This window comes from Colwellia psychrerythraea (assembly GCF_000764225.1).
Classification (GTDB): Bacteria; Pseudomonadota; Gammaproteobacteria; order Enterobacterales; family Alteromonadaceae; genus Colwellia; species Colwellia psychrerythraea_D.
On sequence record NZ_JQED01000003.1, the window covers coordinates 361,436 to 385,917 of the forward strand.

At 37.7% G+C, this 24,482-nt stretch carries 14 protein-coding genes; 12 read left to right on the forward strand and 2 right to left on the reverse strand.

All coding sequences use genetic code 11. The annotated features are described in order from the left end of the window. The first annotated feature begins 119 nt into the window (after positions 1-119). The 7 genes from parE to ND2E_RS19565 all read left to right on the forward strand — a co-directional run bounded on the left by parE (position 120) and on the right by ND2E_RS19565 (position 10,861). On the forward strand, positions 120-2,006 hold the full coding sequence (parE, locus tag ND2E_RS19595) for a DNA topoisomerase IV subunit B (protein WP_033092086.1): 1,887 nt from the start codon (positions 120-122) through the stop codon (positions 2,004-2,006). 53 nt (positions 2,007-2,059) lie between these two features. After that, positions 2,060-2,437 carry a hypothetical protein gene (locus ND2E_RS19590; protein ID WP_033092087.1) on the forward strand — a complete coding sequence of 126 codons (378 nt, stop codon included), beginning with the start codon at positions 2,060-2,062 and terminating at the stop codon, positions 2,435-2,437. Continuing rightward, a complete protein-coding gene (locus tag ND2E_RS19585; RefSeq protein ID WP_033092088.1) occupies positions 2,438-3,679 on the forward strand; it encodes an HlyD family secretion protein in 1,242 nt (413 codons plus the stop codon). It begins immediately after the preceding gene. Between the two features lie 184 nt (positions 3,680-3,863). Beyond that, positions 3,864-5,774 carry a tetratricopeptide repeat-containing diguanylate cyclase gene (locus tag ND2E_RS19580; RefSeq protein ID WP_223303504.1) on the forward strand — a complete coding sequence of 637 codons (1,911 nt, stop codon included), beginning with the start codon at positions 3,864-3,866 and terminating at the stop codon, positions 5,772-5,774. Then, complete coding sequence (locus ND2E_RS19575; protein ID WP_033092090.1) at positions 5,774-7,069, forward strand: GGDEF domain-containing protein; 1,296 nt, start codon at positions 5,774-5,776, stop codon at positions 7,067-7,069. The genes ND2E_RS19580 and ND2E_RS19575 overlap by 1 nt, the downstream gene beginning before the upstream one ends. Positions 7,070-7,303: 234 nt before the next feature. Continuing rightward, positions 7,304-9,598 carry a DNA topoisomerase IV subunit A gene (gene parC, locus ND2E_RS19570; protein ID WP_033092091.1) on the forward strand — a complete coding sequence of 765 codons (2,295 nt, stop codon included), beginning with the start codon at positions 7,304-7,306 and terminating at the stop codon, positions 9,596-9,598. Between the two features lie 129 nt (positions 9,599-9,727). Next, positions 9,728-10,861, forward strand: coding sequence for a metallophosphoesterase (locus ND2E_RS19565; protein ID WP_033092092.1), 1,134 nt, complete (start codon positions 9,728-9,730; stop codon positions 10,859-10,861). 76 nt (positions 10,862-10,937) lie between these two features. Here ND2E_RS19565 and ND2E_RS19560 read toward each other — a convergent pair whose 3' ends face one another. Next, on the reverse strand, positions 10,938-11,663 hold the full coding sequence (locus tag ND2E_RS19560) for a YebC/PmpR family DNA-binding transcriptional regulator (RefSeq protein ID WP_033092093.1): 726 nt from the start codon (positions 11,661-11,663) through the stop codon (positions 10,938-10,940). A 419-nt stretch (positions 11,664-12,082) separates the two neighbouring features. On the opposite strand from ND2E_RS19560, the gene ND2E_RS19555 reads away from it, so the two are divergent. Beyond that, on the forward strand, positions 12,083-12,943 hold the full coding sequence (locus ND2E_RS19555) for an N-formylglutamate amidohydrolase (RefSeq protein WP_052056180.1): 861 nt from the start codon (positions 12,083-12,085) through the stop codon (positions 12,941-12,943). 88 nt (positions 12,944-13,031) lie between these two features. Here the strand turns inward: ND2E_RS19555 and ND2E_RS19550 are convergent, their stop codons facing one another. Beyond that, positions 13,032-15,197 (reverse strand): cation:dicarboxylate symporter family transporter, encoded by a 2,166-nt coding sequence (locus ND2E_RS19550; RefSeq protein WP_033092094.1) that lies wholly within the window; start codon positions 15,195-15,197, stop codon positions 13,032-13,034. A 677-nt stretch (positions 15,198-15,874) separates the two neighbouring features. Here ND2E_RS19550 and ND2E_RS22290 point away from each other — a divergent pair. The 4 genes from ND2E_RS22290 (at position 15,875) to ND2E_RS19535 (ending at position 24,480) form a co-directional block, all read left to right on the forward strand. Beyond that, entirely contained in the window at positions 15,875-20,926 is a 5,052-nt protein-coding gene (locus tag ND2E_RS22290) for a response regulator (protein WP_052056181.1), read from the forward strand. Between the two features lie 90 nt (positions 20,927-21,016). Further along, a complete protein-coding gene (locus ND2E_RS19545) occupies positions 21,017-22,075 on the forward strand; it encodes a response regulator (RefSeq protein WP_033092095.1) in 1,059 nt (352 codons plus the stop codon). A gap of 217 nt (positions 22,076-22,292) precedes the next feature. Further along, complete coding sequence (locus ND2E_RS19540; protein WP_033092096.1) at positions 22,293-23,414, forward strand: HlyD family secretion protein; 1,122 nt, start codon at positions 22,293-22,295, stop codon at positions 23,412-23,414. Continuing rightward, positions 23,404-24,480 carry a DUF2955 domain-containing protein gene (locus tag ND2E_RS19535; RefSeq protein WP_223303505.1) on the forward strand — a complete coding sequence of 359 codons (1,077 nt, stop codon included), beginning with the start codon at positions 23,404-23,406 and terminating at the stop codon, positions 24,478-24,480. The genes ND2E_RS19540 and ND2E_RS19535 overlap by 11 nt, the downstream gene beginning before the upstream one ends. The last annotated feature ends 2 nt before the right edge of the window (positions 24,481-24,482 follow it).

A 24,482-nucleotide genomic window follows, 5' to 3' on the forward strand; every position in this document is an offset into this window, starting at 1 on the left:
AATGCTCATTGAGTGATAAATATATGAGTTAGGCTGGTATACAACAAATGAAATTAGCCAGGTGCAATATACAAGCGCTAATGCCTACACCTTTTAACTGCAATTAAATTGAGTTTCAAATGACCGATCAATACAATTCCGACTCCATTGAAGTACTAAGTGGTTTAGAGCCCGTTCGGCGACGCCCAGGCATGTATACCGATACCACAAGACCTAATCATTTAGGTCAAGAGGTTATTGATAACTCGGTGGATGAAGCACTTGCTGGTCATGCACAAAATATTACGGTTATTTTAGAAAAAGATCAGTCACTTGAAATTATAGATGATGGTCGTGGTATGCCAACCGATATTCACCCAGAAGAGGGATTGTCAGGGGTAGAACTCATCTTTTGTAAGTTGCATGCAGGTGGTAAGTTTTCTAATAAAAGCTACCAGTTCTCTGGTGGTTTGCATGGTGTTGGTATTTCAGTGGTTAATGCCTTATCTACCCGTGTTGATGTCAGTGTTAGACGAGATAGCAAAGTCTTTGAAATGGCATTTGAAAATGGTGAAAAAGTTGAAGAGCTAAGAGAAACAGGCACAGTAGGAAAACGAAACACGGGTACAAGTGTTAAATTTTGGCCTGATGCTAGCTATTTTGATACCGCAAAATTTTCGGTCCGTCACCTTACTCATTTATTGAAAGCCAAAGCCGTATTATGTCCGGGCTTAACCATTAAATTTCATGATAAAAATGAAGATAAAAAATATCAGTGGTGTTATGACGATGGGCTCACAGATTATTTAAAAGATACTGTAAAAGACTATGTATCCTTACCAGAAGAGCCTTTTGTCGGGAGTTTTACGTCACAACATGAAGCGGCTGATTGGGCCGTTACTTGGCTACCTGAGGGCGGAGAAAGTATCGGGGAAAGTTACGTTAATTTAATCCCTACGATTGCTGGTGGTACCCATGTAAATGGCCTGCGCCAAGGTTTGCTTGAATCTATGCGTGAATTTTGTGAGTTTAGAAACTTAATCCCGCGCGGTGTTAAACTTACGCCTGACGATATATGGGATAAATGTAGTTATATTTTATCTATTAAGATGCAAGACCCACAATTTGCTGGGCAAACTAAAGAGCGATTATCGTCACGTCAATGTGCCGCTTTTGTCACTGGCGTGGTAAAAGATGCTTTTAGCTTATGGTTAAATGAGCATACAGATAAAGCTGAACTCTTAGCTGATTTTTGTATCAACAACGCACAAAAACGCATGCGAGCTAGCAAAAAAGTAGTGCGTAAAAAAATCACGCAAGGACCTGCTTTACCTGGTAAATTAACTGATTGTGGTAGCCAAGATTTAGCTCGCACCGAATTATTTTTAGTGGAAGGTGACTCTGCTGGCGGTAGTGCGAAACAAGCAAGAGACAGAGAATTTCAGGCGATAATGCCATTGAGAGGTAAAATTCTAAATACCTGGGAAGTCGATTCAGGCCAAATACTTGCTTCCCAAGAGGTGCATGATATTTCTGTCGCTTTAGGTATTGACCCTGACAGTGACGATTTATCTGAATTACGTTATGGTAAAATTTGTATCTTAGCGGATGCCGATTCTGATGGACTGCATATTGCTACCTTACTGTGCGCCTTATTTACTCAACACTTTTTATCTTTAGTCCAAGCTGGCCATGTATATGTTGCTATGCCACCACTCTATCGCATTGATATTGGAAAAGAAGTTTACTATGCATTGGACGAAGCGGAAAAAGATGGCATTTTAGACCGAATTGAGGCTGAGAAAAAGCGTGGTAAAGTGAATGTGCAACGCTTCAAAGGGTTGGGGGAAATGAACCCTCCACAATTACGTGAAACGACAATGGATCCGAATACTCGACGATTAGTACAATTGACCGTTGACGAGCATAGTGAAACGATGGAAATAATGGATATGTTGCTCTCTAAAAAGCGCAGTGGTGATCGTAAAACTTGGTTACAAAGCAAAGGTGACATGGCTATCGTTTAATGGATGCTTCGTCATAAGTTTGCTAGGTGATAAATACATAATAGGGAGTGGAAATGAATACTGAGCATGTACCAGGATATTTAGCGGGTGCTGATAGTGACCCTTTGATGATCGTAATGGCGGTTATTCTTGTCGCTGTCATTTTAATCGCAGGGGTTTTCTATTTTAAGTTACATGCTGTACCTGAGCATATTGCCCACGGGAAGAATCATAGTCAAATACAACTAATCACCATACTAACTATTCTAGCTTTATTTACTCATAACAATATTTTTTGGGTTGCCGCTCTAGTATTAGCTGTTGTTGATATGCCAGACTTCTTAACCCCGTTAAAATCTATTGCTAAGTCATTAGCAATAATTGCTCAAAGCAAAAAACAGAAAATACCAGAAAAGACTGAAGATACAGTATCTGTTAAGGAGAATAGCTAAATGTTAGAGGTTATTCTGTGTTCACTTATCACCATTTTACCTGATTACTTATTTCGCAAATACCGTCAAGGCAAGACTTGGGGTAAAGAAATTACTTTTTTTACCATGTGGTATGAACTACGTTGGGGCATATCAGCCTGTGCGATATTATCTATCTCACTAGTCACCTTGATATTTTATTACCATCCGTCTACGACCAACGCATCACCAATGTTTAGAACAGTTTCTATAATGCCGGAAAAAAGTGGCAGGGTTCAACACGTATTTGTTGAAAATCATCAGAAAGTTCGAGCTGGTACCGCGATTTTTAGCATGTATGATGAGTCTCAATTGGCGGCCATTGAACAAGCAGAAGCAAACATTAAGCAAGTTGAAGCAGAGTTTTCTACTGCTTATGCACAACTGGCGATTGCTATAAGTAACGTAGAGAAAGCAAACAGTACTTATATGCGTTCGAAAAATGAATATGATCGGAAAAAGCAATTATCACTAAAAGGGAATAATATTATTAGTGAAAGTGAAGTACAAAAGATGGCAGATACATTGGCAATGAATAAAGCCAGCTTATCGGTATCCTTAGCGAACCAAGCCTCAGCGCAAGGGGTCATCGAAAATATTTTACCTGCTAAAAAATCCAGTGCTATTGAAGTGTTGGAAAGCGCGATTGTTGATGAAGGCAAACGTACTGTCTATGCCCATATTGATGGAGAATTACAACAGTTTGCCTTGCAGCCAGGGGATTTTGTCAATCCAATGATTCGCTCTGCCGGTATGATAGTGCCATCTGCTGGTGAAGCCTCAGGGAAAGAAGCGGTTCAAGCGGGCTTTAACCAATTGGCGGCCAATGTTATAAAGGTAGGGACTTTTGCAGAGATCACTTGTTTATCCAAACCTTTTACTATCATCCCTATGAAAGTAGATAGTGTTCAAAGTGTTATTGCAACAGGACAAGTAAGAACCAATGAAACCTTGTTAGATGTGCAAGAACGTGCTCGACCAGGCACACTTACAGTACGATTAGTCCCTCTGTATGAAGGTGGTCTTGAGGGCATAATCCCTGGGACAAAGTGTGTAGCCAATGCGTATAGTTATCATCATGAACTGATTGCTAGCGGAAAACTCAGTACCTCTAAAACAATCTATCTGCATATGGTTGATGCTGTTGGGGTTGTTCATGCAATTATCCTTCGTATGCAAGCCTTGTTACTTCCTGTTAAAGTTTTAGTCTTTTCGGGCCATTAAACTGATAGGTGTTAATGGATAACTCATCCCATAACACTGTAATGTATATTTAATAGAGTGAAATAGAAAACCCTCTTTTATCGAGGGTTTTTATGTCTCAATTAATACGGTTTAACTCTCAGTCTAATTAGTTTTATACTGCCTTTCTCGGTTAATTCCGAGCTGATTATTTAGGAGTTGCTATTTGTTTTGTTTAACTAAAAGAATGTCCCATACGGGCCAAGTCGTTCTTAGTGGTATTTTCTTCTTTCTTTCGATGGTTGCTCACGCCCAAGAAACCATCGATATTAAGCAGTTTAATCTTGTTACTGAACAAGTAAAAGAATTGAAAAAGACCGATCTAGCACTTTCTCTTAAGCAATTGACCACTTTTGAAAATGTGCTGAGTTCGCTCACAGTTGAACAAAACCTTCTTTATTTCAAACTACTTGCGGAAATACAAATTGGCCAGAATAAATATAGTGCAGCTAAAAAGACGGCAAACAAAGGACTTAATATAGGAAAGAGACTTGCCAGTCCAAGTATTTTAATGAGTGAACTCTTGTATTTAAGAGGGTTTGCTTTTGAAAGTTTAGGTGATATCCCTAGGGCAACTAAAGAATATAAAAGTGGCTTAGAAGTTGCCGAGTCTTTACACGATAAAATACAAATTGCCGTAGGCCTTATTAACCTCGGTGCTATTGCTTATTTAACTGACAATTATAAACGCTCTTTAATTTTGCTTAATGATGCTTATAACATTGCAGGACAAACTGATGATGAAGAGTTAAAAGGCACTGCCAATACTGAGCTGGGAATTGTTTATGCACACTTAAGGCAAGATGAGCAGTCTATGGCTTATTACCAACAATCATATACTCACTTTAAAAAAGCTGGCTTGTTATTAGCAGCACACAATAGTTTACATAATATTGCTATCTCGCATACTCGTAAAAAAAATTATGACCAAGCGATTTCAGTTTTTAAAACGTTAATCACTGAATCGAATAAAGATACCCCAAGTGATAGCATGTTTACTGTTTATTCCGGTATGGCTTGGGCACATTTAAAAAAAGCTGACAGTAATCCTGATGCAGCCTATGAATATTTATTGATGGCTAAACCATACTTACAGTCCACTGAGAAAAATGATCATCAATTAGGGTTTTATTTTGATGAAGCAAATATTTTATATAAATTAGGTCGCTTTGATGAAGCACTAAATAGTATTGCTCGTATTGAAGAGATATTAGTTAATCACCAGGACATGCCCCGCAGAAAAAGAAGAGGTTATGTCAACATCACTAATCTCAAAGCTAAAGTATTCTACAAACAAGAAAAATTTCAACAAGCTTATGAAACAAAATCTCGGGTGCTCTCTTTAACTGATAAATTGTATGAGAATGAAGATAATCGTTCTATTGAGCAAGTTCGTCTTGAACTAGAAGCAGAGCAGGCAGATAAAAAAAATGAGATATTAAATAGTCAAAAAGCCCGCTATGAAGCTAGCTTTAATAAAGCAAAGTTAGAAAGTGATGAACAGAAGATATATTTAATCATTAGTGCTTTGCTTGCACTGGCATTTGCTTGGGTTTTAGTAAAGTTAATTCAAAGTCAGCACAAGCTCAAGATAGCCCTTAACGTAGATAAACTTACCGGAACAGCTAATAGACACCGTTTAATGTTAAAGTCTCAACAGGCGTTTGAAGTCGCCAAAGTCAAACAGACCCACTTGAGTTTACTGATGATCGATATCGATCATTTAAAGGATATAAACGACAGAATAGGCCATAGTATTGGTGATGGAATTATTGCAAAAGTTGCTTTGATTTGCACTGATATGATGCGAAAAAATGATAGTTTCGGTCGATTTAGCAGTGAAGAATTTATGATGTGTTTACCGAAAACTAGTTTAAAATTGGCAATGGAAACAGCTGAATGCATTCGCGCTGGTATTAATGATCACCTATGGCAATTTAACCATCTTGAAAAGGTGACTGTCAGTGTGGGCGTTGCTACCCTAACAGATGATAACGATCTCATTAGCTTAGTAAAAAGAGCTGAAGAGCAGCTTTATCAAGCAAAAGCGTCAGGAAGAAACAAGGTGTGCGGATAATGAAATTTATCAATCATATCACTTTGATAATATTACTTGCTATTGTGATCTTCATATCAAGCTGTAAGGCGAATGAGCTTGTTAGTGTGCCCTCGTTGAGTGAGGGAGAAAATAAAAAAAATGGCCTGTTACATATTCCTCCAACAGACTTATTACCTATAAATCCTGAACTACTCTTCCTAATTACCCAGCTAAAACAAATAAGTATTAAGGATCATAAAGTTGAAATTGCCGTAGCACAATTAACCTTGTCGAAAACACCGTTAAATGCCGCAGAGCAATATTTACTCTTAGTAGCGCAAGTCTTGCTCAAAGAAAAGATGAAAGAGAAGTCGACCGATAATATTAGTAATCATAGCAGCAATATTATTGCCCTATTACAACAAGCCGAAAAACTGTCAGACCAAATTTCTGAGCAGCAATTAGCACAGCCAGAGTTTTTACAGCTGCACCTGTTATTGGCTAAACATTATGCAAAACAAGAAGCGTATGATTTAGCTTATCTAGAAAAAGACGCTTATTTAAAAAAATATCATATTTATCGGAAAAATAAACGCTTAGCCATGATTGCTTCTTTAGAGCAGTCTTATGAAGTTAAGGATAAACAAGCGAACAATGCTTTAATGGAAAGCCAAAACAAATTGAAGATCCGCCGCGTTGCTGAAGTACAGGATGAAAAAGTTGCACGACAGTATAACTTTACACTGATTGCCATTACCTTTATGGTATTTTCATTACTGTTATTTAGGCAGTTAAGGGTGCGTAATAAACTTATTCTTTTAACGCGAACAGATACATTAACAGGCATAGCAAACCGAAGTACCTTGTTTAAGCAGGGTAAAAAAATGGTTAATAATTTTAAAGACCAGCCTGAAGAGTTGTCGATATTATTATTAGATTTAGATCATTTTAAAAAAATTAATGACAATTTTGGTCATCACGTTGGCGATGAGGTTTTAATCGAAGTATCTGGCTTATTAAAAGAAACTATGCGCTCTCGTGACATGCTTTCTCGTTTTGGTGGGGAAGAATTTATCGCTTTATTACCTTTTGCTGATTGCAATAAAGCGAAAGCTATTGCGATGAGAATTAATGATAAAATTGCACAACATGACTTTTCACCTTTAGTTTTACAAACAAGGGTAACTATCAGTATTGGTGTAGCAACTATGATAGATCACAAAATGAACTTTGATGACTTATTGCATAATGCAGGTGTAGCTATGTATCACGCCAAAGAACAAGGTAGAAATACAGTGATTTGTTATCAAAATATTTCCGTCGATCCCTCATAATGGTGCACAACTAGCCATGGTATTAATTTTATTGTAATGAAAACTCTATTCTTTGAAAGTTTAGCGGTAGAGACTTGGTATTATTAACGCTTTTGTTACTTTATCTATTTTGTCTAAGGTCATAATCAGATAAGCTATAGTCATTAATCTCAGGTTATTTTGGGTTACTTTATCCAAAGTAAGAATCTGACAAAATAAAAATAATTAGTCTCGTAATATCAGGAAAATAAATTCATGTCAGATGCGCTCGAATACAGTCTTGATGGAGTAGAACAGGTCCCATTAAGACGTTTTACTGAAGAAGCTTATTTAAACTATTCCATGTATGTCATCATGGATAGAGCTTTACCTCATATTGGTGATGGCTTAAAACCAGTGCAAAGACGTATAGTTTATGCAATGTCTGAGCTCGGTTTATCTGCAACGGCTAAGTACAAAAAATCAGCACGTACTGTTGGAGATGTTTTAGGTAAATTTCATCCGCATGGTGACAGTGCTTGTTATGAAGCTATGGTATTGATGGCGCAACCTTTTTCTTATCGTTATCCTTTGGTAGACGGGCAAGGAAACTGGGGGGCACCGGATGATCCAAAATCTTTTGCCGCAATGCGTTATACCGAGTCACGATTATCACGCTTTAGTGAAGTATTACTTTCAGAGCTAGGGCAAGGTACGGTTGATTGGCAGCCGAACTTTGATGGCACCATTCAAGAGCCAATCATTTTACCTGCTCGTCTACCACATATTTTACTTAATGGTATTACGGGAATTGCTGTTGGGATGGCAACAGATATTCCTCCGCACAATGTACGTGAAGTTGCGGATGCCTGTGTGCATTTAATTGAAAACCCTAAAGCAGAAGTCAGTGATCTACTCGAGTTTGTTCAGGGACCTGATTACCCTACAGATGCTGAAATTATTACCCCGAAAGCTGAGATTGAAAAAATTTACCAAACGGGTCGTGGTAGCATAAAAATGCGCGCTGTTTACGATATTGAACAGGGTGATATTGTTATTACTTCACTGCCTCATCAAGCATCTGGTGGTAAAATATTAGAGCAAATAGCCGGACAAATGACGGCGAAGAAGCTCCCTATGGTAGTCGACCTTCGTGATGAATCAGACCACGAAAACCCAGTAAGATTAGTTGTAGTGCCACGTTCAAATCGTGTTGATGTTGAGCAGTTAATGCAACATTTGTTTGCGAGTACTGACCTAGAAAAAAGTTATCGCGTTAACATCAACATGATAGGTTTGGATAGTCGACCCGCAGTAAAAAACTTACTTACCATTTTGGCTGAATGGCTTGAGTATCGTCGTGAAACGGTTCGTCGCCGTTTGCAGTATCGTTTAGATAAAGTATTGGCGCGCCTGCATATTCTTGATGGTTTATTAGTTGCTTATTTAAATATTGATGAAGTGATTGAAATCATCCGCGGTTACGATGATCCAAAAGCTGAGTTGATGTCACGTTTTGGTTTATCTGATACGCAAGCCCACTCGATTTTAGAGATTAAGTTACGTCAACTTGCCAAACTTGAAGAAATAAAAATTCGTGCGGAGCAAGATGAATTGCGCACGGAACAAGATTATTTAGAGAAGATCCTTAATTCAAAAGCACGCATGAATACGCTGATGAAAAAAGAGATCCTTGCTGCTGCAGAGCAATACGGTGATGATCGTCGCTCTCAACTCGTTGAGCGTAGTGAATCAAAAGCCCTTACTGAAAAAGACTTAGTGCCTAGCGAGCCGGTAACTGTCGTTGTTTCTGATAAGGGTTGGGCTCGTTGTGCTAAAGGGCATGATATTGACCCAGCGAGTTTAAGTTATAAAGCAGGTGACAGTTATTTATGCGCCTCAAAAGGCAGAAGTAATCGACCTGTGGTATTCATAGGGTCTGATGGTCGAGCATTTACGACAGACGCCCATACTTTGCCGACTGCGCGTTCTCAAGGTGAGCCACTCACTGGGCGCTTTAACCTAGCGACAGGGCAAACGTTTGTCCATAGTATAATGTCTGACGACGATACTAAGTATTTGTTAGTGAGTGACGCTGGTTATGGTTTTGTTAGTAGCTTTGGCGATATGGTCAGTCGAAATAAAAATGGTAAGGCGTTAATTAGTTTGCCCGAAGCCGCTAAAGTGATGGCACCGCAATGTATCACCGATTTCGAAAATGATTGTTGCTTAACCATTACCAGTGAAGGACGCATGTTAGTGTTTCCGGTCAAAAACTTGCCAGTGCTAAGTAAAGGTAAAGGAAACAAGATTATCAATATTCCTTCTGCAAGATCGAAGTTACGGGAAGAGTTTGTGACTTTACTTTGTATAATCCCTGAAGGCGCTGCCATTACTTTACATGCAGGTAAGCGAAAACTTACCTTAAAGTCGGCTGATATTGAGCACTACAAAGGAGAGCGTGGTCGTCGTGGTAACAAATTGCCTAGAGGCTTACAACGCGTCTCGAAAATAGAAGTTGAACCAGTTGCTGTGATAAATTCTGTTGAAGAATCTGAATCAAGTGAGTAAAACTATTACATTTTATTCTGAAATTAAACACTAGCATTACATAAAAAGGCCAACAAGTGATTTTCATTTATTGGTCTTTTATTTTGCCTGTATATTTTATAGGTTAATTTCCTTACTTTTGGAGCAACTATGTTTTTCTCTTCTCACAATACTCTTCGTTTAATTATTTTTACCGCAACATTATTTATTGTAAGCAGTGCTTCAACTTTTGCTTCTGTTAATGATGGTCCTTATATATTTGTTAACGAACAACAGCAGCTTGAGTCTTATTGGTTATGCCATGGCGATGTGATCACCGGCACTACTGAAGCCGAAAGTTTTCCCTTGTCTATGTCTGCGTGTGATATGTCTGCAAATATACATGCCTTGAGTAGTATTGAAAATAAAGTGCTTGAATTTTATGGTGATTATCCTGTTGCAGCATTAAGTGATTTTCATGGTAAATATGACTTGATGATTGAGTTACTAACTAATAACAAGATAATTGATAAAAACAAACATTGGTCTTTTGGTAAAGGGCACTTTGTTATCACCGGTGATATTTTTGATCGAGGAGACAAAGTCACTGAAATATTATGGTTTTTATACGATTTAGAGCAACAAGCCCAACAAGCTGGGGGGGATATCCACCTCACGTTAGGTAACCATGAAGTGATGATTCTCAATGGCGACTTACGTTATTTACATCCAAAGTATGTTGAAACAGCTAAGCGATTAAATAAACCATTTGAACAATTATTTAGTCCAAATAGCATTATCGGAAATTGGCTGCGTAGTAAGCCTGTGTTGGTTAAGGTGAATAATATGCTATTTGCTCATGGTGGTTTTCATCCAAGTTTAGCGACAGAGCAACGTAGTTTGCTTGAAATCAATACTGTCTTTAAAGATAACTTAGTTAAAGCGGAGCTAGATCAACCTAGAGTTGGCTGGGCAACGTTTCTTCATACCACTAATGGCCCAATTTGGTACCGCGGTTATTTCGCTGCAGAGCGAAGCAAAGCGTCGCGTACAAAAAGCGCTAGTGCAAAAGATAATGGTGCAACGTCGGCTGAAATTGATTTACTGCTTAAACATTTTGACGTTGATAACATCATTGTTGGGCACACTTCACAAAAGCAAATTGAAAGCCGTTATCAAGGGAGAGTTATTGCTATTGACTCAAGTATCAAAGAAGGTCATTACGGTGAAATTTTATTTATTGAAGGAGGTAAAAAGTGGCGAGGCAGCTTAAGTGGAAAAGTATTACCGCTATACCCTCAATAACCGTATTGGTATGTAAATTTAAGCACAAAAAAACCAGTACTAAGTACTGGTTTTTTTATAGCTAAAACGCTTTATATTAGTCTTTAATTTCAGCATTATGATAAACGTTTTGCACATCATCACAATCATCTAACATCGCAATAAACTTCTCAAAGTTTGCTAAGTCTTCTTCACCTTCCACATCAATGTAGTTTTGCGGTACCCAAGTGATTTCTTCAACTTCTAATTCAAATTCTGGCATTGAGTTAGCAAACTCAGTTTTAATTTTAAAGAATTCAGTATGAGGGGCATAAACGGTAATAATACCATCTTCTAATTCAACATCAGTAACATCGATATCAGCCATCATTAAATTCTCTAGTACGGCTTCATCATCTTCACCTTTAAAGGCAAAAACAGCTTGATGATCGAACATATGAGAAACAGTGCCTGAAGAACCAATTTTAGCATGGCTTTTAGTAAAACATTGACGAACGTCTTTAATCGTACGGTTACCGTTATCTGTTAAGCAATCAATAATTACCATACAGTTACCCGGACCAAAACCTTCGTAACGTGCTTCTACGAAATCTTCACCGCCAGCACCAGAAGCTTTTTTAATGGCATTTTCTATCACATGAGTTGGTACTTGATCTTTCTTTGCACGGTCAATTAAACCACGTAGAGCTAAGTTACCATCGGGATCAACACCACCATTTTTAGCACAAACGTAAATTGCTTTACCGTATTTAGAGTAAACTTTAGTTTTGGCCCCAGCGGTTTTGGCCATAGATAATTTGCGGTTTTGGTATGCTCTGCCCATCTCAAGTCTTCTTTTATGTTCAAAAAATATAATGCGATAGATTCTACCAGCCTCCATGGGCGCTTGACTAGTGTTCTTGATCATATATTCGCAATAAATGCCTCTCAAAATGCTGTATTTATTACAGAGGTTAATTTTGTCTTTAGTAGGCGCAGGCGGAGTACTTTTCGTTTTTATTATTGAATTACCGCAGCTTTTTAATAGCCAAAAGATTATTCAACAATACAATAAAGGGATAATGAAACGCTTGTTAAAAGAAATCAGTCGTTAAGTAGCCTTAAGTTTATGATAAATAGTTCATACAAAATCATTCAATTTAACTACTTGAAATAACAGTTAATAGCTAAAAATCACCTTCCTTTAATGTACTATTAACCTATGATATATATATCTCTACTATTTAGCCAAGGAGTTGGATTGTGACTGAGCAACGTACCGAAGAAATATCTGAGCAATTAACAGAACATCAAATTATTGAGAAAATAAAGCAACGTCAATGTTTCATTGCTAGCGTTGTTGGCGGGGCTTTTACTTTAAAGGTTGATAAATATTTGCCAGTAATGTCTGCAGCAATTCATGACGGCAGCAATTTTAGGACAGAACTTGAAAGTAATTGCTTGCTAGAAAAGAAAGATCGTTATTATGAAGAAGATCCGTTTACCGGCAGTTTCATTAACAAACAAGCCATTACCTTAATCGCCCATGACTCTCGGTATGAATATGATTTAAATCGTAATACCGATGAATGCGTCTATGAAACTGCTTGGGGTAAAGAGATATGGAAGGTCCCTTTAAGTGAAGAAGCTATTGCTAAAAGTAAAGCTAAGCATGCGCAATTTTATCGTATAGTAGCGGCAGTTGTTGATGCATTAGTAGAAGATTTTGGCCAATGTATTGTTTATGACAACCATTCGTATAATTTTAAGCGCCATGAGCGAAAAGATTTACCTGTCATTAATGTGGGCACAACCTCAGTTAAAGGTGAGCATTGGCGGCCAATTATTGATAGTTGGCTTAGTGCGTTACAAAATATGCGCGTAGACGGTATTACAGTAACTGCAGCAGAGAATGATATTTTCTATGGGAAAGGCCGCTTAGCAGGGTTTTGTCATAGTCGATATGATAATGTTTTAGTCTTGGCGACTGAAGCTAAAAAAGTCTTTATGGATGAGCTCACAGGGCAAGCTGACGAGGTTGTCTTACCTTCTTTACAGCAGGTTTATAATGATACTGTGGCAGAGCATACCCAGTGGTATATTAATAACTACCACATAAAATAGGAACTACCTTTCTATTTAGCTCAATAAAAAAGCACTTTAAATTAATTAAAGTGCTTTTTAGTTTTGTACATTCTTTCTTATTTGCTCGTTATAGCCAACCTAATACATCTTTCATAACTGACCAACGTGGTTTTTTCGCTTTAGGGTTCTTACCTAGAATCCAATAGTCATATACTTTCTCTTGTAAGCCATTTTCTTTTTTAAGCTTGAGCCAAGTATTTATGTATTGAACATAATCTAACTGACCTTTAGGAAGCATGAAAGCTACAGGTGCTCTAAGTTTCAAACCTTTAGGAATAATGGCGGAAAAATTAGGGTATAACATCGCCCAAGCGGACCCTGATTCAGTTGAATAAATTAATGCATCTACGCCTTCATGTTTTCCTTTTAGAAATTGTCTAACATTATTCACTTCTGTTAATTGTGCATTTGGTAGGTATTCTTTTACCATATCTTGATAATACTTACTGTTTCCTACCCCTAATCTTAACGTTTTCATTGCTTGAATTTTATAAAAATCAGAGAAGTCATCGCGCTTGGCATCACTTACTAATAAACCAGCAGTATGGAAAGTATAAGCATCTGAAAAAGCCATTTCTAATGCACGTTTCGGGGTAATAATATGGCCGCCAATAAGAATATCTATACTACCATCAGCTAATAATTCTGCTTCGTTAGCACCTTCTTTGATGCGAATCATGGATACATTGATATCAAGATCTTTCGCAAATTGGTTCAGTAATTCAACATCAAAACCAACCATTTGATTATCTTTATTTCTAAAAGCATAAGGCAAGCTGGCATCGTTATAACCTATACGTATACTTTTACGAGCTAAAATCACCTCAAGTCGGGGCTGTTGTTGTTCAAAGTATCCCAAGGGAGTCAGTTCTTTATATTGATCGATTTTAGCGCTGGTATTCATTGATTTCATTGACTCAAATGTTTGCACACCTTCGTACTTATATGGAATTAAAGATTTTAAGGTAATACCTGCGGCAATCATAACACCAAATGTTATGGCTAAATGCACGCCGATGGCTTGCATCATTCGATGCCATTTAAGTTTTTTCAATACCGCAGAAGCGACCAGTAAGGTCACAACAAAACCGTGCAATGCCGCTAAGCCGGTAGCAAAACGAGCCGTAACAACACTGCCTAAGAGATATAACTGGAATTGATCAGCAGGTAAGTCGAAAAAATTGAGCAAAAATGGAATCGCGACAGCCATACTACCAAAAGCGGTCAAGGCACCCATAACGACAAAGGAAATATAATCATCAAAACCTAGTGGTGAGCCGACATACCAAGCAGAGAACAGAATAAAGCCTAGACCAAGCAATGTACCTGTGCTGGGAAAACTGTATGCAGTAGGTACAAGTACATCGACGGTTGAGTCTGTTTCTTCACATTCCATATCATGTTTTGCGAGAAGCTCTTTACTACGTTCTATTATCATGGGTAATACTACTAATACCGTACCAGTGGCTAGGGCTGTTATCACGGCTTCACCAGCGGTTGATAAGATCTCCCGATAGGAGAAAGGCGTTGCCCAATGGATAAGTAGTGGTAAAAAGACAAAGGCAAGTAAAGCTGCTGCGGTAATATATACCCATAAAAAGACTTGCAGTCGACCAAGCTCTTCAACTTCTAAGGTTCCTGCAGCAGAAGCTGAAATTGCAAAAATCCCTAAAGGCGCTAACTTGGCAACATAGGAAGCAACTTTCATTAAGCTATCACCAATATTGGTGGTTAGCGTTAACAAGGTCTCTTTATTTTTTACTTGGATTAAAGCGATACCCATGAGCAACGAAAACAGCACTACCGCTGGCACAATCGTTTCTGAAAGTGAGGCGAAAATATTGCTGGGGATATACAGTTTTACAAAGTTAAAGGCGGCGGGCTCAGTAATCATACTGGTGCTAAAGAATCCTGCAGTTTGCCAATTAGGGTAGGCCATGGGAAGTAGCAATAAGGTCGCCATAACAGACAACCACATGATTACTATTACTTTTACTGCACGGTAGCCGATACGACTTGCCATGGAACTATCTAATCGACCAAGACCACCAATAATTGAAACGAGAACATAAGGGAGTACTGTCATTTGAAGCAAACGGATATATACATCGCCAATGACTTCCATGTTTCCTGCAGGCTCTCCAACAAAAATACCGGTAGATATACCGAGTACTAATGCAATAATGACCCGTTGAAAGGGGCTCAATTTTTTATATAGGTTTACTAATGGCATTTTCTCTCCTGAAGAAAAATTTATGTACTTCGATAAGTCGGTATGAGCGTATAACTTGATGTTATTATCGTCTTTATTAATGGTTATTCAAGTAACGATTACGTTAATTCTTTATTAATGAGTAACTTTAGTAAGGTTATTTTAGCTAGAAAGTGCTAGCAAATTCTTTACAATTATAAAAATAAAGTTCAGCTTGCAGCTTTTCCATGGCGAAAAAACTATAGTGATACACATTTCATTAATTTTATTCGCTTCATTTTGAAAACGATAAATGCTCGGTATTATCTAAGTCTTCTTGAGACATTTCTGTAATATTGTGTACTTAAAAGCGTATGAAGTTTTGATGAATTTCTCAGGTAAAAGATATTTCAGTACCTCTGAGTAACGCTTCTAGGCCATAGCAATAAATGCAAGTCAAAAAAGTGACCAGTAGTTTTTTCACATCTACTCGTTATATTCTCATCGCTATTGGCATCTACTACAGTATCTATGCCCATGAGGTGTAACATTGCACCTTAATATGTCTCATACTGTTATTATTATCGATAACTAAAGTATTAATATCATTAAAATTACTTGGTATAACTATATGTTCTAATCGCTTAATCTTTAATCCATAATAGACTAGACTGTATAAAAATAATAAAGATTATTTATAATTTAAGTGTTTATTTCTTATGATAAAACTAAACAAGTCTTCATTCATCGCATTCTTATTTATGCAATCATTTTTTCTGCAAAATGGAATGGCCGAAAACTTGCCTTCTCATCTAGTCGATTGGGCGCATGCAAACCCCGTTATTCATGTTGGTGTTGATAGTACATTCCCCCCCTTTGACTATGTCGACGAACAGGGAGTTACTGCTGGCGCAGGCAAACTCATACGACAACAATTATCAGCAATACTCCCTGTCGATATACAAGAGAGCTCGGTATCAGACTTTCGGCTTGAATATGACGATTTATTACGTGGCAATATCGATGCTATATCTGTGTGTGGCAACATTGAGCAACGACGAGATGAGGTTTTATTTACTAAACCCTTTTTGCAAATGACGCCTATTGTCGTGGTTAATAAAAATAGTGATATCAAAAGTGAACTGGATATTACCTCAGAATTAAAAATTGCTTCTATCGCAGGGTATGCCGATGCAAATTTTGCCAAACAACTGTCCGTCAATTCAAAAGGCTTTACTAGTAACCTTCAAGGATATCAAAGTATAGAAGATGGCAAATATGATGCATTCATCACTTATTTATACCTTTATAAATATATGCTTAAAAAGCATGATTTTAAAAATATTAAACCTATCGCAATCAGTCAATTTGAAAGTTTACCTCTCGGGTTCTGTGTTAATAAAAAAAAGCCGCAGTTAGTGGAGTTGTTGAATTGGGGAATAGAGCAACTAGGCGATGATTTTATACTGGCGATGCAAAGCAAGTGGGCCGAATCTAGCCTTGATGACGGCCAAGAACGTAGAGCACATATAGATAAAAGTATTAGTTTAACAAATGTTTTTATCTATGCTGTCTTCTTTGTGTTGCTCGCGTTATTTTTTGCGCGAAAATTCGCCAGTATCATTGCGATAAAATTAGATACATTAGCTTTTAGGATGAGCTATTTTTCTGTACTTCTCATGATTATCTCTTTGACCGCAGGGGGAATTTATTTATTCCTTAATGACTTTAAAGAGCAGTTGCTTATCGATCAAAAAGAAACGTTTAATGTCACTAAAGGTGTGACTAAAAAAACCTTGGCGGGTTGGTATCGTGAACGTGAATTACTGGCGCATAATATTGCCAAATCAAAAAGCTTTAATAAATTAGTCAATCAGCTGGTTTTAGCTCATGAAATAGATGATTCAGTTAAGGTAGCCAAGGTAAAAAATGAATTAAGAGAGTACTTTAGTAAGCGACCTTACACTACGCAAGGAGGCAGAGCCTATACCATCAGCGATGTTCAAGGGCGATATCTTTTGAATCTTGTACAGAGTGCAGAAGGAAAAAAATCACCAATCATTAGCCAGCGACCTGAATTGTTTAATAAAGTCCTTATGGGGCGAACAGAGTTTATCCCTCCTGTTTGGGCAAATGTAAATATTGATAGTAATAAGAATAAAGATGATAGAGATGCAGAGGTCTTTATTGCTACACCGGTTCGTAATGAACAACAGGAAGTTATTGCGGTATTAGGCTTTAGATTCGACCCTGATAGAGAATTTTCTCAATTGTTCATCGACGGACGATTAGGCAAAAGTTTTGAAAGTTATGCGGTCGATTCTCGAGGTTATATGGTTTCTAGTAGCCGGTTTACTTCTGAATTACAACAAAAAGGTATTGTACCAGTCGGTGATAGCAGTGTGCTTAATGTTCGCCTGCAAAATCCTGAAACTAATCCGATAGTGCAAGCCGCGAAGTTTAACCTCAACGGACAAAACTTGAATGGCTATACCAATTACCGAGGGAAAACCGTCGTTGGTCAATGGATTTCATTAAAAAACTCGAATATTACCGTTGTCAGTGAGATTCAACTCAGTGAAATGCTAGCTGAATATTACGATGTTAGGAATCTACTGCTGATAGGCCTCATTATTTCGAGTGCCTTTATTCTCTCTATTTCTATCTTTATGATCACTATTTCTAATAGAGCAAATGACATTAGCCGGCGTTCTCAACATGAGTTAGCAGAGCAAGTTACTATACGAACGAAAGAGTTGGCGGCATCAGAACAAAAGAGCAAACTGATTAATAGCTCTGTCGCGGATGGCATTTTAGGCGTTGATAAATATGGGAATTTTATTTTTGCTAATGAATCTGCTACAGAAATAACCGGATATAGCGAAGAGAAAATTCTTTCGAGTGATCTCATTTCATTATTTGCAGGTGAAAATGAAGAAAATTTATCCTTTGAAGATACCGAGGTGTATAAAGCAATTCAAACCAAGGAAGTTATCCGTGTTAGTAATGAATATGTACTAATGAGCGGAGCGAGAGAGCTGCCTCTTGAATACAGTATTTCTCCAGTTGAAGACGATGAATCAGATCTAGCCTGTGTGATAGCACTTCAAGATATTACGTTACGTGTGCAAGAGACTGAGCGCCTTGAAAAAATGTTGGAGCACTTGCCTGTTTGTATGGTCATTATGAACCAAGATGATGAAGTGGAACAAATTAACCAAACAGGTATTGAATTATTAGGTTATGCCCGCGAAGAAATTATTGGAAAACGTGTTGATTTATTTATACCTCCAGAGCAGGTTGATAGCCATAAAGCTTTACTTAAAACTTTCTTTGAAGAAGAAATTGTTATTGACACACGTAATTTAGATAAAGACTTCAAAGTAAAGCACAAGTCAGGAAAACTTATTGAAATACAGGCAGTTTATACTCCTGTTCATTTCTATAACGGTGTTTATGCTGCTGTTATGGTGCGCGATATTACACTTGATAAACAAGCTGAACTTGCATTGCTAGAAGCCAAACGTATATCAGATGACGCTTCCAAAGCAAAATCAGACTTTTTAGCGAATATGAGTCATGAGATTCGTACGCCGATGAATGCCATTATGGGCATGACACACTTAGCTTTAGGCTGTGATCTAGAGAGAAAACCCAAGAACTATGTCACTAAAGTGTATAAAGCAGCGGAATCCTTATTAGGTATTATTAATGACATACTCGATTTTTCTAAAATTGAGGCTGGTAAGTTAGATATAGAAGTTATTGAATTTAGTTTACATGATACCTTTGCTGATCTAGCTAATATTATTGGTTTAAAAGCTGGTGAGAAAAACTTGGAATTGTTGTTTGATATCTCTGCAGAAGTACCCGTAAGGTTGAAAGGGGATCCGTTACGCTTAAATCAAATCTTGATAAATTTAGCCGGTAATGCGGTTAAATTCACCGAACATGGACAGGTAGTCATTTCAGTTAATGTTGTTGAAAATGTTAGCAAGCTTCATTGTGATGATATTAATTTAGTTTTTTCAGTGAAAGACTCTGGCATAGGAATGGATACTGAACAGCAGAAAAAATTGTTCCAATCTTTTAGCCAGGCTGATAGTTCAATCACGCGAAAATACGGTGGCACTGGTTTAGGCTTAACTATTTCTAAAAAACTCGTTGAGTTAATGAATGGTCGGATATGGCTAGAAAGTAAATTAGGTGAGGGTAGTTGCTTTTCTTTTACTACCACATTACAAGTGTCTGATGTTGAAGATAATAAACTTGTTGAGCAGCAGAAATCTTTCCTAGCGGATAAGCGTATTCTTATTGTGGATGATAATTTGCTGGCCTTGGATGTACTTAGTTCTATTTTGAACTCTTTTCATTGCCATGTTGTTACTGCAAATAGCGGGGAAGAAGCCATTGAACTCGTTAAACAAGCAACACTGGCATTTGATTTCATTATGCTTGATTGGAATATGCCTGAATTGGATGGTATTGAAACTTATCAGGTAATAAAGTCTCAAAATGATTATCACGATAACCAATTTATTTTAGTGACTTCAAATGCTAATGATAACGAAGCGGTTGATCAGCTGAAAAAGAGCATCAATAGTGTATTAGTTAAACCTGTCACTTCTTCAAGTCTTTTTGATGAAATGATGCGCCTTAATGGCGATGCGGCATACAGCAATACTCGTGAAATGAAACGAGATGATGAACTTATTCAAAATCAGCAAAGGCTTAGTGGCGCGAAAATATTATTAGTTGAAGATAACGAGCTTAATCAGGAGTTAGCGCTTGAACTATTAAAGCAATCTAACATTGGTGTTGAGTTAGCTGAAAATGGCGCTATTGCAGTAGAGAAGTTTTCAAGCGAACACTTTGACGGAATCTTAATGGATCTGCAAATGCCGGTCATGGACGGGTTTACGGCAACTAAAATTATAAGAGAGAAAGATTTTTCAATTCCTATTATTGCAATGACAGCAAATGCGATGGTGAGTGATAAAGAAAAAGTATTAGCATCAGGAATGAATGATCACATCACTAAACCTATCAATGTGAATACCATGTTTTCGACTATCGCAAAGTGGGTGTCACCTTCAGCAACAGTTGAGCATGATAGTCATAAGCCGTCACCCATAAAGACTATTACACCCGAAAATACTATGGAACTACCTGGTTTTACTAGTTTAAATGCCATTGCTGGTTTAGCTGTGGCTAATGGTAATCACTCATTGTATGTTAAATTACTAGGCCGATTTGTTTCTGGACAAAAAGACTTTGATGAACGCTTTAAAGTTGCCATGCAAAAACAAGATAGAGAAGAAGCTACCCGTTTTGCTCATACCTTAAAAGGAAGTGCTGGCAATATTGGTGCTAGCACATTGCAAGGATATGCGGAACAACTGGAGCAGATGTGTATAAAGGATGCTGGTAGTGATGCCCTAGGTAACTTACTTAATCAAGTTACTGAAGAGCTAATGACTGTCTTAACTGAATTATCAGAGTATTTAGCAGAAGAAAGTAACGTTGAAAGCAATACGGTGACTAGCGTTTTTATCGTTACTGAACATTTTAAGGTGCAGTTATCTCAGTTACTTGAATTAATTGAAAATTTTGAAACAGAATCGATAGAACTCGCTGAAAATATTCTAAATCAGTTAAAGGGCACTAAGCAAGAAGCCGTCTTTATGAAAATTTATCAGCAAATTGAAGCATATGAATTTACTGAAGCAGAGACAAAGTTACATGAATTTATCGCTGTCGTAAGTAATTAATGAATAAAGAGTATTAAACTTAAACTAAAGTCATCAATAGTGCACAACATCATTCGGTGCGCTAACAATAGCATACTAATAGAGGTACAAATGACATTATCAAAGCACGAGATAGTTGATGGAGATAAAGCGACAGTACTTATCGTAGATGATAACTCAGATAATCTCGATGTATTAAGTGGAGTCTTAAGGCCTTTTTATAAAGTAAAAGCCGCGATTAATGGTGAATTAGCACTCAAAGTTGCATCAGCAAAAAATAAGCCTGACATTATTTTACTTGATATCATGATGCCAGGTATGGATGGCTATGAAGTTTGTCGGCAATTAAAACTAAACCCCAGCACTGCTAACATCCCTGTGATTTTTGTTACTGCAAAGACAGAAACAAAAGATGAGCAAACAGGGTTTGAGTTAGGTGCAGTAGATTATATCACTAAGCCAATAAGCGTACCCATTGTACTTGCACGTGTACGCGCACAATTAGCATTATATAACCAACAACGCGAGCTTGAAATATTAGTAAAACAGCGTACCAAAGAGCTCGATAATACTAGGTTAGAAATAATTCAGCGATTAGGTTGTGCAGCTGAATATAAAGACAATGAAACAGGGTTACATGTAATAAGAATGAGTTGGTATTCTAGGTTCCTAGCTGAAGAAGTTCAGGCGAATGATGACTGGGTTGAGCTACTCTATAATGCTGCTCCTATGCATGATATTGGAAAAATAGCGATACCTGATAGGGTATTACTCAAACCAGGAAAGCTCGATGAAGAAGAGTGGACTATCATGCAAAGACATGTTGAATGTGGTGTAGAAATTCTTGGGGAACATGACTCTGATTTGATGACAATGGCACGTGAAATAGCCCTGTATCATCATGAAAAATACGATGGCAGTGGTTATCCCAATGGTGTTGCAGGTGAAGATATTCCATTAAGCGCTCGTATAGTGGCTATTGCAGATGTATTTGATGCATTAACGTCAGTGCGCCCTTATAAAAGTGCATGGCCAGTAGAAAAAGCAGTCGCATTATTAGAAGAAGAGTCTGGTAAACATTTTGATCCTGCTTTAGTACCCGAGTTTATAAAGTGTTTGCCAAGAGTACTTGAAATTAAAGATAAATATATGGATGTTTTTGATGAGTAACTATTTGTGATAAACACTTATACTCAAACTAAATCAATTATTCAGGCGCCCTGAATATGCCTTTTCAAGTGTTTTGGATAAATAACATATTGATTAACGATGATAATAATTATGGTTATCTAAACCTAAAATGACTTAAATGTCTCGATAGGTATTTATAGTAAGCTAAGAGCTATGTTATTTTAAAACAACAGATTATTACGGAAGAATATACAAGATGTCAGAGCCTGAGCAAAACAAAAATACTGCAGAGCAAGAAGTGAAAACGCAAGACGCTTCAACAGATCCTGTGCGTAAGATCACTAAGTATGTGTTAATCATAACAGCCTTAATTTTTGTCTGGTATATCATTGCTGACAGACATGCCCCTTGGTCAGATCAAGCAAGGGTGCAAACGTATGTTATCCCTATTGTACCGCAGGTGTCAGGCAGGGTGACTGAGGTACTAGTAAAACAAGACCAAATAGTTTCTCCTGGTGATATCTTATTTAAAATTGATCCAAGTGATTATGAGCTAGCCGTCGAAAATGCAGAAGCGGCACTTGAATTGGCAGGACAAGAAATTGGTGCTGGCATGGCATCGGTAGTCACTGCACAGGCACAATTAGTTGTTGCTGAAACCAATGTTGAACACGTGAATGCACAAAGCGCGCGTGTTTTTGAAATGGAAGAGAAAAATGTACTGTCCCATTCTGATGGCGATAAAGCCCGTGCCGCGATCAAACAAAGTAAAGCACAAGTGATAAGTGCGAAGGCAAATTTAGATAAAGCTAAGCAAGCGCTTGGTAAAGAAGGCAATGATAACCCTAGAATTAGAGCTGCTATGGCGCAGTTGAAAAAGGCGCAATTAGATTTAAGTCGCACAGTTGTGCTAGCGCCTTCTTTTGGTGGCATTACGAATCTGCAAATCGATACCGGCTTTTATGCCAATGCTGGCGCTGCATCTATGACCTTCATTGAAGGTAATAATGCTTGGGTTCAAGTAAATTTACGTGAGAATAATTTAGCCAATTTAGCGGTAGGTAACTCAGTTGAAATAGCTTTAGATGTAAACCCTGGTACTATCTATCAGGGAAAAATAAGCAGTATTGGTTTTGCTGTTGATACATCATCCACCAGTGCTGTTGGCACTTTAGCTACGGTTGAATCAAAAACCGGCTGGCTTAGAGATGCGCAACGTTTTCCTGTTATGATCACCTTTAATGACGATAGTACTAAAGGTCTGCGTCGCTTAGGTGGGCAGGCTGATGTACAAATTTATACCGGCGATAATTGGTTTGTAAACAGCCTTGGCTGGCTTTGGATTAGAGTTTTAAGCATACTTTCTTATGTCTACTAGAATGAAAGCTCATTCAGCAGATATTGGCGCTGACCTCAGTAAGGGCATTTATTCTGATGTAGGCGTCATGCGTGTATTACGCTTTGCCTTTGGTGTTACCCTTTCTTGTGGCTTAGCTTATGGTATCAAATGGCCGTTAGCTTTTTTAATGCCCGTTTTCACCGCGATGATTTTGGCCATGCCCTTGCCTAAACCATCTGTTAAAGCCAGTATTAATAATATGATGAGTACGCTAAAGGCCTTTGCTTTAGGATTAGTTTTCTCTCTATTTTTTTTACAATATCCTATCGTTTATCTCATTGTGTTAGCGCTGGTGTTATTTCATTTGTATTACTATTTAAATCGTGGTGGTTCATTTTGGTTTACCTTAATGTCAATGATTGCCATTTTAGTATTACCTATGATTGCTAATAGCAATGAAGGTTTAGCAATAGGCTTTTCAGCAGGTTTTGTTTATTCCAGTTGGTTAACTATTGTCATGATTTGGTTAGCACACTTTGTTTTTCCGGACCCTAATTTTACCCAATTTCCTATAAAGCCTAAGTACAGTCAGGCTTATTCAAAGCTTGCTGCGACTACGGCTTTGAAAAGTACCTTAGTTGTTTTCCCCATTGCCGCTATTTTTATCAGCTATGGTTTGAGTGACTATTTATTGGTGATGGTTTTTTCAGCGCTTTTTATCCTTAAGCCTGATTTGGCTGAAGGGAAGTTGGCAGGACAAAACTCTTTGCTGTCTACTTTGTTAGGCGGAGCATTTGCTTGTGTTTTTTATTGGTTGATTGTTGCAGTACCGCAATTTAATTTTTACTTATTTTTATTGCTTGCTACCGCACTCTTTTTTGGAAGACATATTTTTTCTGGCTCGCCAATGGCCAAGTATTACAGTTCAGGTTTTATTGCACTACTGGTTATAGTAAATAGTGCTATGGCAGCGGATAGCAACTTTAGTGAAATTTTAGTTCAGCGTGTGTTACTGATTTGTACTGCGGTTTTTTATATTATAAGTGCGTTAAAGTTACTTGAACGTTATTGGTTCAAGCCCAAAAAAACCGTCGATCCCACGTGATA

Coding starts and splice junctions, on each gene's coding strand:
- parE (WP_033092086.1), top strand. CDS start 120: ATGACCGATCAATACAATTCCGACTCCATTGAAGTACTAAGTGGTTTA.
- ND2E_RS19590 (WP_033092087.1), top strand. CDS start 2,060: ATGAATACTGAGCATGTACCAGGATATTTAGCGGGTGCTGATAGTGAC.
- ND2E_RS19585 (WP_033092088.1), top strand. CDS start 2,438: ATGTTAGAGGTTATTCTGTGTTCACTTATCACCATTTTACCTGATTAC.
- ND2E_RS19575 (WP_033092090.1), top strand. CDS start 5,774: ATGAAATTTATCAATCATATCACTTTGATAATATTACTTGCTATTGTG.
- parC (WP_033092091.1), top strand. CDS start 7,304: ATGTCAGATGCGCTCGAATACAGTCTTGATGGAGTAGAACAGGTCCCA.
- ND2E_RS19565 (WP_033092092.1), top strand. CDS start 9,728: ATGTTTTTCTCTTCTCACAATACTCTTCGTTTAATTATTTTTACCGCA.
- ND2E_RS19560 (WP_033092093.1), bottom strand. CDS start 11,663: ATGGGCAGAGCATACCAAAACCGCAAATTATCTATGGCCAAAACCGCT.
- ND2E_RS19550 (WP_033092094.1), bottom strand. CDS start 15,197: ATGCCATTAGTAAACCTATATAAAAAATTGAGCCCCTTTCAACGGGTC.
- ND2E_RS22290 (WP_052056181.1), top strand. CDS start 15,875: ATGATAAAACTAAACAAGTCTTCATTCATCGCATTCTTATTTATGCAA.
- ND2E_RS19545 (WP_033092095.1), top strand. CDS start 21,017: ATGACATTATCAAAGCACGAGATAGTTGATGGAGATAAAGCGACAGTA.
- ND2E_RS19540 (WP_033092096.1), top strand. CDS start 22,293: ATGTCAGAGCCTGAGCAAAACAAAAATACTGCAGAGCAAGAAGTGAAA.
- ND2E_RS19535 (WP_223303505.1), top strand. CDS start 23,404: ATGTCTACTAGAATGAAAGCTCATTCAGCAGATATTGGCGCTGACCTC.